The organism is Cecembia lonarensis LW9, assembly GCF_000298295.1.
Classification (GTDB): Bacteria; Bacteroidota; Bacteroidia; order Cytophagales; family Cyclobacteriaceae; genus Cecembia; species Cecembia lonarensis.
Genome location: NZ_AMGM01000024.1, coordinates 1 through 12588, shown reverse-complemented (window position 1 = coordinate 12588; position 12588 = coordinate 1). Strand labels below are relative to the sequence as shown.

Genomic DNA, 12588 nt, shown 5'->3' with positions numbered 1-12588 from the left:
AAAAAACCAAAAAATCCCTGTACAGGGAGTTTTTGGTTATAAGCTTGAACTTTTTCCACTGAAAAGCACACCAAGCTTTAAATTCTATATGAAATTATTGATTAAACGGCCTTTTTACCAGTTGCTTCCTGAGCTGCCTCAGCTGCCAGTTCTCTCTTCATTAAATCTACAACTACAGGAGTAGCAATATAGATAGATGAATAGGTACCGACCAAGACACCAATCAACAAGGCAAAAGAGAAGCCTCTCAATACCTCACCGCCGAAAATCAATAGTACCAAGACCACAATTAGTGTAGTAGCAGAAGTAATCAAAGTTCTGGCCATGGTCTGATTGATGGCATCATTAAACATCTTCACCAATTTGGAAGTGCCACGGTTTTCGATGTTTTCCCGTATACGGTCAAATACAATCACAGTATCGTTAATGGAATAACCAACTACGGTCAATACCGCTGCGATGAATACCTGGTCAATTTCAAAGGTAGCACCCAAGGCTGAAGCGATCGAGAATGCCGCAATTACAAAGAACACATCGTGCACCAAGGCGATGATAGATCCCAAAGAAAACTGCCACTTACGGAACCTCAACAAGATGTACAAGAAAATCGCAACCAAAGCAAAGAACATCGCTTCAGCGGATGACTTCTTGATATCATCAGCTACCGTAGCACCAACTTTGGAGGACCCAGTGATGGCAAATTCTGTATCAGAAAGGTTGGTTACATCTGTACTAAAGCTCAGACCTGTCACAGAAGCAATGCCTTCTATCACCCTTCTTTCCACCTCGGCATTGGACGCATCATCATCTTCATTGATCAGATAAGAAGTGGTTACTTTCATAACATTGTTGGCACCGTAAGTTTTCACTTCAACTGAGCCATCAAACTCGCCATCCAGACCAACTTTTAGATCGGTTGCCGTAACCGGCTGAGCAAATTGAACGATATAGGATCTACCTCCTGTAAAGTCTACACCAAATTTCAAACCATTCACTGCAGCTATGGCCAAGCCTACAATAATGATCCCGGTTGAGATCAAATAAGCAACTTTCCTCTTACTTAAGAAGTCAATATTCAATTGACCCATTACATTCTTTGCGAAAGGTGTAGCAAAGGAAATTTTACTTCTGTCTCCCTTCTTGGTCATCCAGGTTACAATTACTCTGGTAATGAATACCGCAGAGAAGAAAGAAGAAGCGATACCAATCATCAATACAATAGCGAAGCCTTTCACAGGTCCTTGACCCAAAGCGTACAATATGGCACCGGTAAGGAAAGTGGTCACATTGGAGTCTAGAATGGCAGAGAAAGCTTTGTTATACCCTTCACTGATGGCTGCCATCAGGCCTGAACCGTTCCTGAGCTCCTCCTTTATCCGTTCAAATATCAGCACGTTGGCATCAATGGACATACCTATGGTCAACACAATACCTGCAATACCCGGCAATGTCAAAGCCGCACCAAGCTGAGCAAGAATACCTAATATGAAGAAAATGTTGAACACCAATGCTGAAATGGCTACAAATCCACCTTCTGAATAATAAGCGATCATAAACATAACCACCAAAATCAAACCGGCCAACATGGAAATGATACCTTGTCTTTGGGCTTCTTTACCAAGAGTTGGTCCAATGATGGCCTCTTCCACGATTTTGGTTGGTGCTGGCAAGGATCCTGACTTCAGGATATTGGCCAAATCCTTGGCTTCTTCAATGCTAAAGTTACCGGTGATTTCAGATTGTCCGGAAGGGATCTCACTTTGTACCACAGGAGCGGTGTACACAAAATCATCCAACACCACTGCAATCCTTCTTCCAATATTCTCAGAAGTAAGTTTTCTCCACTTTCTGGCACCTTCTGCATTCATCTGCATGCTTACCGCAGGTCTGGAAGTTTGGTCCAAGGTTTGTCTGGCATCAGTAATCACATCACCTTCCAACGGAGCCTGATCGCTTGCTCTATTAAATCGTATGGCAAACAATTCCAATAATTCCATATTGTCCACCACCTGAGGCTTCACAGACCATAGGAATTTCACATTTCTTGGCAAAAGAGACCTCACATCTTCTCTGGCCATAATTCTATTAATGGCAACTGTATCCCTGATTTCATAAATCAGGCCCTGACCTTTAGTTAGTGAAAATAAAGGGGAGATTTCAGTTGAAACATCATCCAAAGTACCTTCAGCCAGCTGTCTTTCCAAATCAGTGGCTTCATCCACTTCACCTTCCTCTGTAGCTTCAGCAGGCTGACCCTTTGCAGCCCTTGCCTCTTCTACCAATAGACGGTTGACATCCTCCAATTCAGCAAAAAACTCATTCAGTTCGGCCACTTCCCAAAACTGAAGCTTAGCAACCCCCTGCAATAGGTTTCTAACCCTTTCAGCATTACTTACACCAGGAAGTTCAATCTGAATCCTACCTGTACCCTGGATTCTTTGGATATTTGGCTGAGAAGTACCAAATCTATCAACCCTGGTTCTCAAGATATTGAAAGATCGGTCAATGGCATTTTCTACTTCAGTGTCAATGATTTTGAGAATATCCGCATCAGAAGTTTCTAAAGAGATTCTACCTCTATTGGCTGCTGTAGCAAATATCTCGCTTAACTTTCTACCGGAAGCACTTTGTTGCCAGGCAGAATAGAAAAGGTTGACAAACTTTTCATTGGTAGTTTTGGCAGCTTCCGTGGCCTGATCCAAGGCTGTGTTGAAAGCAGCATCCTTGCTGTTTCCTGAAAGTCCTCTTACTATTTCCACTGGAGACACTTCTAAGGTTACGTGCATACCACCTTGAAGGTCAAGACCTAGCCCTAACTCCGTTTCTTTGATTTCTTTGTAAGTGAATTTTGCACCAAGAAAATTATACACCGGCTCCCTGTAAATAGAATCCAGGTACCTTTGTTTCATGTCAAAATCCACATTGCCCACCTCATCAGTGGCAAAGGCCGTGGCTTGGCCCTCAACTTTGTTTGATACAAGTGTAAATGAAAGGTAATACAGACACAATGCTGTAATGATTACCGTCAGAAACACTACGACACCTTTGTTACGCATGATATTTAAGTTTAATTGATTTTAATTGAATAGAATGAATCATCACTGGCAATAAAAGCCAAAAGCAAATGGAGTAAAAAAACAGACTTAGGGAGCGTTGGTCGAAATGATCCGCTCCAAGAGAATCTCCCAAAAGGGTAAGGTACTTGGAAAGCTAATGTTTTGAAATCCTGTTTCAGGCTTTTCAAATTTAAAAGTTTCATAAATAAGGTGGAAAACCTGCTGTCCCAAAACTGTAACAAAAGGAACTACCGCATCTACGGCAATATTGAAAAAAGTTTCAGTTTCTGTTTGACTTTCAGGTAATTCCTTGATTTCCTTTTGATGCTCAACTTCCTGTTGCAAAAGGGTAAGGTACTCTGCACTTGAAATCAACACACAGAAAAACATTACTAAAGCCAGTGTGGCCCGTTGTTTCCAATTGTTGTTATGTCTGCCATTTGATTTCATGGGTGGCAAATATAGGAAGAATTATACATTACTCCAGTATCTCTTCAAAAAAACTGCAAAAGGCTAAACACAGCACAAGCCCTTTGTAATCAGATAATTATTCTGTCCTAACCCTTAAATACGTCCGAATCACATCCAAAGCCCTATCAAAATTCCGGTTATTCGGAATAATCAGGTCCGCATCATGCTTAAAGGGCTCTATATATTTTTCATAGGTGGGCATCACATGCATTTCATAGCGATAAAGTACATCATCCAAATCATAACCTCTTTCAACCTTATCGCGGACAATCCTTCTTTTAAGCTTGATATATTCCTTGGCGTCAATGAAAACCTTAAGATCGAGAAGATTGGCCAACTCCGGATAGTACAACACGAAAATTCCTTCAACCACCACGACTGGGGCCGGAGCAAATTCCAGCATTTTGGGTTTTTTGTTGGGATTATTAAAGGTGTATTCTTGCCTGTAAACGGTTTCGCCATTGCCTATTTTGCGGATATCTTCTGCATATTGTTCAAAATCAATGGAGTTGGGTGTATCAAAATTATGCACCCCCTTGTCATCGATGGGCTGTAGGTGTCTTGCTTTATAATAATTGTCCTGGGATATCAGACAAACTTGTCCAGGTTCAAAAGTATGCAGTAATTTATCTAAGAAAAGTGTTTTCCCAGAGGCGCTACCGCCCGTTATCCCAACGATGAAAGGTTTCTTCATGGGGGACAAAATTAAAGATTATTTTAGAAAGTCCACCAAGGCCTGTACAGCCTTTCCTCTGTGGCTGATCTGATTTTTTTCTTTTAAACTCAGTTCGGCAAAAGTCTTTTGATAACCCAAAGGCCTAAAAACAGGATCATAACCGAAACCTCCTGTTCCTGACATTTCTTCTAAAATTTCACCTTCAGCAATCCCTTCAAAGGCATGCTCCATCCCATCCTGAATCAGCGCAATCACCGTCCTGAACCTTGCCTTTCGGTTAGTCTTGCCCTCCATTTCTTTCAGTAACTTATTGATATTTCTTTCATCAGACCTTGGCTCACCTGCATACCTTCCCGAATATACTCCTGGAGCCCCATCCAAGGCCTCTACCTCTAGTCCTGTATCATCAGCAAAGCAATCCACCCCATAATTTTCATAAACATACCTTGCTTTTTGGAAAGCATTATGGTCGAGGGTATCACCTGTTTCAGGCAATTCCTCCACACAACCTATTTCAGCCAAAGCTACGATGGTATATGCTGGTCCTAAAGCAGCCTTTACTTCTTCTATTTTCTTGGGGTTATTGGTGGCAAAACAAATTTTCATGAGCTCAAAGGTGGTTTTAAAATTTGGCATGTAATGGTGCACAAACTTACGCAATATGGGTTAAACGTATGTTCTAAAACATTCCCGTATCGACATAAAAAATCCTCCAGTTTCCCAGAGGATTTTTTTGATATGATTTCTTAATTTTAAGTCAGCAAAATTAAAATCAACAGGATGATAATGATGGCACCAACGGATAAATATACTCCACCGCCTAAATCCTTGGCTTCTTTCTTTATTTCTTTCAATTCACTTCTTACGGCTTTTTTTTCAGCCTTTTCCATCGTAGAAAAGTCCATGGCCTTGATTTCATCCACCCGCATTTCAATTTCCACTAACCTGCTTTTCTCTTCTTCTGTCAATTCTGGGTTATCCTTTTTTGCCATGGCCATCGGAGAAACTGCCAAAAACAAAAAGAGCATGGATAAAAGATAAAATAGCTTTTTCATAAGTTATTAAATTTAAATGGAACATAATCATTAAACAGTTCTGGCAAAAATGACCAGACCAACTAATCAAAACAAGAATCGGGCCGTTTAAAGTTTTTGCTTCTACGAGGCCTGATTGGTATTTGTTATAGTACAAAACGGATTTTGGAATGCCTTTCCATTATAATTTGTAATTTAGCTTTTTGTCAGGATTGACGTTCATTTAACTGGTTTTACACTTATTCATTATTATATGTCTTCCAAAGGAGATAAAAAGCTTTTTTTACTGGATGCTATGGCCTTGATCTACAGAGCTCATTTTGCATTCAGTAAAAACCCTAGAATTAACTCTAAAGGCCTCAACACAGGCATCATGATGGGATTCACCAATACCTTGTTGGAGGTGTTGGAAAAACAGAAACCTACCCATATTGCAGTAGCTTTTGATACCAAAGCACCGACTTTCAGGCATACCCAATTTGAAGCTTATAAAGCCAATCGGCAGGAACAACCGGAAGATATTGAGGTTGGGACCCCATGGGTCAAACAGATCGTACAGGCATTTAATATACCCGTATTGGAAATGGATGGCTTTGAGGCAGATGATATCATCGGCACCATTGCCAAAAAAGCAGAGCGCACCAGCTTTGAAGTCTACATGATGACACCGGATAAGGATTATGGACAACTGGTAGAGGACCATATTTTCCTTTATAAACCCGCTTTTATGGGCAATGGGGTAGAAATTATGGGGCCAAAGGAAGTCTGCGCCAAATGGGACATCGAACATGTGGACCAGGTGAGGGACATCCTTGGCTTGATGGGAGATGCCGTAGACAATATCCCGGGAATTCCCGGGATAGGGGAAAAAACAGCCGTAAAGTTATTGAAGGAATATGGGTCAGTAGAAGAATTACTTCAGAACACAGACAAATTAAAAGGTAAGCAAAAAGAAAATGTGGAAAACTTTGCACAGCAAGGCTTGATATCCAAAGAATTGGCTACCATTAATATTGATGTCCCCGTAGATTTTGACGAGGAAGCACTAAGGTATAACGGTCCGGATGAAGAGAAATTGAAAGCCCTTTTTGCAGAACTTGAATTCCGAACACTCACCCAAAGGGTTTTTGGTGAAAAAATGAAAAAGCCTCAGGTCAAAGTTTCCGAGCAACTGGGACTTTTCACCGGTATTGATGAAACAGTAACTGAAGAGGAAGAAGTTGTTGAATCACCTATCCCTGCACCCGTTTTGCATGACAGCATTCTGACCACAGCGCATGATTACCATAAAATTGCGGGAGAAGATGCCATCAAGGAATTGATTGGCTATTTAGAATTACAGGAAGAGTTCTGTTTTGATACAGAGACCACCTCATTAAACCCCAATGAAGCAGAACTCGTTGGTTTGTCTTTTGCCTATGTTCCAGGAGAGGCCTTTTATGTGCCCTTCCCTGCTGACCAGAAAGAAGCCAAAGCCCTATTGGAATTATTCCGCCCCGTTTTTGAAAATGAAGCCATTACCAAAATAGGCCAAAACGTGAAATACGACATGCTGGTATTAATGAACTATGGCTTAAAAGTGAAAGGCAAGTTCTACGATACCATGTTGGCGCATTACCTGATTGAACCGGAAGGCAAGCATTCTATGGATTGGCTGGCCCAGCAATACCTGAATTACAAACCGGTATCCATCGAATCCTTGATTGGGAAAAAAGGAAAAAACCAGGGCAATATGCGGGATGTGGATGTAGATGAAGTGGTCGCCTATGCTGCTGAGGATGCAGATGTTACTTTAAAACTCAAACAAAAATTTGATCCTATTATTAAATCCAATGGCCTGGAAAAATTGCTTCATGAGGTGGAGAATCCACTCATAGAAGTACTGGCAGATATGGAATTTGAGGGCGTAAGGATCGACACAGAAAGCTTGGCAGAACTCTCCTCTATTTTGGAGGAAGAAAGCAAAGCCATAGAAAAGCAGGTATATGAACTGGCCGGGGTAAAGTTCAACCTCGCCTCGCCCAAACAACTGGGAGATGTCTTATTCCTTAAATTAAAACTGGATCCCAAAGCCAAAAAAACCAAGACAGGTCAGTATGCCACAGGGGAGGAAGTACTCAGCAAGCTGGCCGGAGAGCATGAGATCGCCCAGGCCATCTTGGATTACAGGCAAATGGTCAAACTCAAATCCACCTACGTGGACGCATTACCTACCATGATCAATCCCAAGACAGGTAGGGTGCATACCACTTACAACCAATTTGTTGCAGCCACCGGAAGGCTATCTTCCATCAACCCCAACTTGCAAAACATCCCCATCCGTACCGACAGGGGCAGGGAAATCAGAAAAGCCTTTGTTCCAAGAGACAAAGACCATATTTTATTGGCAGTGGATTATTCTCAGATAGAGCTGCGGATTATGGCGGAGTTTTCTAAAGATGAATCCATGCTCGAGGCATTTAAAAATGGCAGGGATATCCATGCTGCCACCGCGGCCAAGATTTTCCAGGTTCCCTTGGAGGAAGTCACCTCTGATATGAGGAGAAAGGCCAAAACGGCTAACTTTGGAATTATCTATGGGATTTCAGCTTTTGGGCTTTCCCAAAGGTTAAACATCTCCAGAACGGAAGCCAAAGAAATCATCGATGCCTATTTCAAAGAATTTCCAGCTGTCAAAGCCTATATGGACGATTGCATAGAAAAGGCCAAGAAAAACGAATATGTAGAGACTTTATTAGGAAGAAGAAGGTACCTCCGGGATATCAATAGTCGGAACATGACCATGCGGGGATTTGCAGAGCGGAATGCCATCAACGCCCCGATTCAGGGTTCGGCAGCAGATATGATCAAAGTGGCCATGATAAATGTACACCAGTGGATGAAAAAAGAAAAACTGAAATCCAAAATGATCCTACAGGTACATGACGAACTGGTTTTTGATGCACACAAGGATGAATTGGAATTGTTACAAAAAGAAATTCCCAAGCTGATGTCAGCTGCAGTAAAGTTGGAAGTGCCTATAGTAGCGGAAACAGGAACCGGTGAAAACTGGTTAGAGGCGCATTAAGGGAGAAGAAGTAAACCTTATGGCAAAGATTAAAACATCCTTTTTCTGTCAGGAATGTGGTGCACAAAGCCCCAAATGGATTGGGAAATGTCCTTCCTGTGGTGCCTGGAACACCTATGTGGAAGAAGTCATCCAAAAAGAAGAGGCAGGCAGGGGCAATTGGAAACAGGCGAATACCGGAATCAAAAAGGCAAGTCAGCCTAAAAAACTCCAGGAAATCAATTTTGAGGAACAGCCAAGAATCATTACCCAGGACCAGGAATTGGACAGGGTCTTGGGTGGAGGTATTGTTCCAGGCGCATTGGTATTGATAGGGGGCGAACCAGGTATTGGAAAATCCACGCTCATGCTGCAGATTGCGCTGATGCTTTCCAAGCTAAAAGTGCTTTATGTCTCCGGTGAGGAAAGTGAATCCCAGATCAAGATGCGGGCGGAGCGCATGCATTTTGTTTCGGAAAACTGCTATGTGCTTTCTGAAACCAACACACAGCATATTTTTGAAGAAGTCAATAAACTACAACCTGACATATTGGTCATTGATTCCATTCAAACCTTGCACAGCAAGTATGTGGAATCAGCTGCGGGTTCTGTTTCCCAAGTACGGGAATGTACGGGTGAGTTGATGCGCTTTGCCAAGGAAACCGGTACTCCCGTTTTTTTGATTGGCCATATTACCAAGGATGGAGCCATTGCCGGACCAAAAGTTTTGGAGCACATGGTGGATACCGTATTGCAATTTGAGGGAGACCGGCATCTATCTTACAGGATTTTAAGGACTTCCAAAAACCGTTTTGGATCCACCAATGAATTGGGGATTTATGAAATGCGGGCAGATGGTCTGAGGCAAGTGGCCAATCCCTCAGAGATTCTTCTCACACAGCGGGAAGAACTGCTGAACGGCGTGGCTATAGGGGCCATGTTGGAAGGTAATAGACCACTATTGATTGAAATCCAATCCTTGGTCAGTCCTGCCACTTATGGAACGCCTCAGCGGAGCTCCACGGGTTTTGACGCCAAAAGATTGAATATGCTTTTGGCCGTTTTGGAAAAAAGGGGTGGGATGCGTTTGGGACAACAGGACGTATTCCTCAATGTGGCCGGTGGCATGCGGGTAGATGATCCTGCCCTGGATTTGGCCGTCTGCGCCTCTCTGATTTCTTCCTATGAGGACAGCCCTGTGCCGGAGGATTTATGCTTTGCTGGAGAAATTGGCTTAGGAGGGGAAATAAGGGCGGTACACCGTATCGAAAACCGTATTGCAGAAGCAGAAAAATTGGGTTTTAAGCGCATCATGGTTTCAAAATACGCCGTCAAGGGGCTGGATACAAAAAAGTATAAAATCAAGGTATTACCCTTGAGTAAATTGGAGGACATGTATCAAGTCATATTTGCTGGATAAATGAAAAGTTTTCAAAAAACCATATCCCTCCCCTCTTTCCCTAGGGGCTTTCACTTGATCACTGATTTACTCATCCAAGAATTCCCGGAATTAAAAGAGATACAGACAGGCATATTACATGTCTTCATTCAACATACCTCGGCTGGGTTAACCATTAATGAAAATGCGGACCCAACAGTCAGGAAAGATTTTGAAACTTTTATCAATGACCTGATACCCGAGAGTTATAGAAAATTTATCCATGATTATGAAGGTTCAGATGACATGCCTGCCCATATTAAAAGCAGTTTTTTCGGGAGTTCTTTACAAGTTCCCATACAAAATGGCCGACTGTTATTAGGAACCTGGCAAGGAGTTTACCTTTGTGAGTTTCGGAATTATGGTGGATCAAGAAAATTAATATTAAGTGCAATGGGCACCTGAAAAAATTAAATTTTTAATTACCGGATGATAACATGAAAATTTTGCCTTTAATATAAAAGAGGGTGAATCTCTTGACATATATGCTAAAATTGGCTGCTTAATTCGTCCAGTATATGAGGTTTTTGCTTACCCTTACCTTTTTCTTTTCTTCCCTATTTGCTTTTTGTCAAGAAGAGACAAGATATAAATATCCCCCACTCATCGCAGATAAAATTGAGGCACAAATTACCTTGGACGGTGTATTGGATGAAGAAGTCTGGGACTCGGATGAATGGGCCACTGACTTCTACCAATTTTTTCCATCAGACACTTCCCTCGCCAAAGCGCAAAGTAAAGTCCGAATTGTCTACGATGACAAATTCCTGTACATCGCTGCAATAATGTACAATTTAGGCCCAAGAGACCGTTATGTCAGCACTTCTTTAAGAAGGGATTATCGTGGTGAGCAAAACGATGGAATAAGCTTTGTAATAGATACTTTCAACGATAATACCAATGCATTCCAGTTTGGGGTAAATCCTTATGGAGTACAAAGGGAATCTCTTATTGCCAATGGAGGTATGCAGTCATCAGACCTAAATTTGGCTTGGGATAATAAGTGGTTTTCTGAAGCAAAAATTTACGAAGACCACTGGATTGTTGAGGCAGCCATCCCATTTTCTACCCTGCGTTACAATGACAATGCCATGAACTGGAATGTCAACTTCTACAGAATTGATTCAGAGTACAATGAAAGGAGTACTTGGACCCCTATTCCCAGAAACTTCTCAGTAATTTCTTTGGCATTTTCAAGGAAACTTATTTTCACCGAACCTCTAAAAAAAGAGAGTGCAAATGTTTCTTTGATCCCATACGCGGCAGTAGCAACAGATAAAAACTTTTTGGAAGGAACCTCCAACCCCATGCGGCCTGCCTTTGGGGGAGATGCTAAAGTTGGGATAGGCCCTGCTTTGAACCTGGACCTGACCTTTAACCCTGATTTTTCTCAGGTAGAGGTAGATGAGCAAGTAACCAACCTGGACCGATTTGAAATATTTTTCCCGGAAAGACGGCAGTTTTTTCTGGAAAATGCAGACCTATTTGCGGATTTTGGTACCAGAAATGTAAGACCATTCTTTTCAAGGAGGATCGGTGTGGACAGGGATGAAAACACGGGTCAAAATGTGCAAAATCAGATACTCTTTGGTGGTAGATTAAGTGGAAAAATCGGTGAAGATTGGCGAATTGGCCTAATGAACATGCAAACGGCCAATGATGAAGAAAGAGGAATTTCTGGAAGGAATTTTTCTGTAGCAGCACTACAAAAGAAGGTCTTTTCTCGCTCTAATGTGGGTATGATATTTATCAACAGAGAAACTCTTGATCTCGGTCAGGAATTCTCCTTATTCGATCCGACCGATTTCAACCGACTGGCAGGAATAGACTATAACCTTGCCTCAGAGGACAACCGGTGGACTGGAAAATTTTTCTATCACCGCACTTTTGAAGCTGACAATCCTGAAAACAGTGGGGCCTTACATGGGCAATTAAACTATAACGACCTGCACATTGCAGCAAGCCTGTCTTTCTCAGATATAGGGGAAAATTTTAATCCCCAAGTAGGATTTACCCCAAGGAATGATTACAAAAGAGTGGCAGGAGGATTTGCCTATCAGTTTTTCCCACAGTCGAATTTGATCAATAGACATGGTCCTGGATTTGAGTCAGAAATTTTGTGGAATGAAAGACTGGGCGTCACGGATGAACTTCATACGCTATTGTATGAGATTCAGTTCCAATCACTGTCCAGATTCGCACTGACCTTCAACAACAGGTATACTTATCTCTTCGCTCCATTTGATCCGACAAGAACCAGGGGGGAACAGTTGGCCGCGGGGACTGATTATAGGAATACTTTTATAGGTTTCAGGTATATAGGAAACCCCAGACAAGCCATGTTTTTCACCCTGCGTGGAGAATTCGGAGAATATTTTACCGGTGATATCAAAACCTTACAAGGTGCCATGAACTGGAGATTGGGCTATTTGGCCAATATTTCCATGAACTTCAGCTATAACAATATAAGGCTGCCCGAACCGCAGAATTCTGCTGATCTTTTTTTGATTGGGCCTAGAATTGATCTGACATTTACCAAAGACCTGTTCTGGACTACTTTCTTTCAATACAACAATCAAATTGACAATATCAATATCAATACCAGGGTACAATGGCGTTATGCACCGGTATCAGACTTTTTCTTGGTATATACAGACAACTATTTCCCCAGTAATTTCGCCCCTAAACAACGAGCATTGATCATGAAGTTGAATTATTGGTTTAACATTTAAGTTAATCCAACTGATTTTGGGCAAATTCAATAAAAAAGTAGATGACCGGGGCAAATAGCAACATAGGAAATACAACGATGTACCATTTAGGAATGCCTGTCCCATACCCTGATCCACTTTGAAAAGAAAAAAACT

Annotated in this window: 9 protein-coding genes; 4 read left to right on the top strand and 5 right to left on the bottom strand. The window is 41.9% G+C overall.

The genetic code is table 11. The features are described 5' to 3' along the window. Nucleotides 1-101: 101 nt before the first annotated feature. From secDF to B879_RS09195, 5 genes are all read right to left on the bottom strand, one after another. Nucleotides 102-3056, bottom strand: a complete 2955-nt coding sequence (gene secDF / locus B879_RS09215; protein WP_009184900.1) for a protein translocase subunit SecDF — start codon at nucleotides 3054-3056, stop codon at nucleotides 102-104. An 87-nt stretch (nucleotides 3057-3143) separates the two neighbouring features. Next, nucleotides 3144-3506: a hypothetical protein gene (locus tag B879_RS09210; protein WP_009184899.1), complete on the bottom strand. Its 363-nt coding sequence runs from the start codon at nucleotides 3504-3506 to the stop codon at nucleotides 3144-3146. A gap of 97 nt (nucleotides 3507-3603) precedes the next feature. After that, on the bottom strand, nucleotides 3604-4221 hold the full coding sequence (gene udk, locus B879_RS09205) for a uridine kinase (RefSeq protein ID WP_009184898.1): 618 nt from the start codon (nucleotides 4219-4221) through the stop codon (nucleotides 3604-3606). Nucleotides 4222-4239: 18 nt separating this feature from the next. Next, the gene (locus tag B879_RS09200; RefSeq protein ID WP_009184897.1) at nucleotides 4240-4809 is read right to left on the bottom strand and encodes a non-canonical purine NTP diphosphatase; all 570 of its coding nucleotides are present in this window, start codon (nucleotides 4807-4809) and stop codon (nucleotides 4240-4242) included. A gap of 146 nt (nucleotides 4810-4955) precedes the next feature. Next, the gene (locus tag B879_RS09195; RefSeq protein ID WP_009184896.1) at nucleotides 4956-5258 is read right to left on the bottom strand and encodes a hypothetical protein; all 303 of its coding nucleotides are present in this window, start codon (nucleotides 5256-5258) and stop codon (nucleotides 4956-4958) included. A gap of 232 nt (nucleotides 5259-5490) precedes the next feature. On the opposite strand from B879_RS09195, the gene polA reads away from it, so the two are divergent. The 4 genes from polA to B879_RS09175 all read left to right on the top strand — a co-directional run bounded on the left by polA (nucleotide 5491) and on the right by B879_RS09175 (nucleotide 12453). Continuing rightward, nucleotides 5491-8304 carry a DNA polymerase I gene (polA, locus tag B879_RS09190; protein ID WP_009184895.1) on the top strand — a complete coding sequence of 938 codons (2814 nt, stop codon included), beginning with the start codon at nucleotides 5491-5493 and terminating at the stop codon, nucleotides 8302-8304. 19 nt (nucleotides 8305-8323) lie between these two features. Further along, a complete protein-coding gene (gene radA / locus B879_RS09185) occupies nucleotides 8324-9703 on the top strand; it encodes a DNA repair protein RadA (RefSeq protein ID WP_009184894.1) in 1380 nt (459 codons plus the stop codon). Then, nucleotides 9704-10126, top strand: coding sequence for a secondary thiamine-phosphate synthase enzyme YjbQ (locus B879_RS09180; RefSeq protein ID WP_009184893.1), 423 nt, complete (start codon nucleotides 9704-9706; stop codon nucleotides 10124-10126). Between the two features lie 113 nt (nucleotides 10127-10239). Further along, nucleotides 10240-12453 (top strand): DUF5916 domain-containing protein, encoded by a 2214-nt coding sequence (locus tag B879_RS09175; RefSeq protein ID WP_009184892.1) that lies wholly within the window; start codon nucleotides 10240-10242, stop codon nucleotides 12451-12453. Nucleotides 12454-12588: the final 135 nt, after the last annotated feature.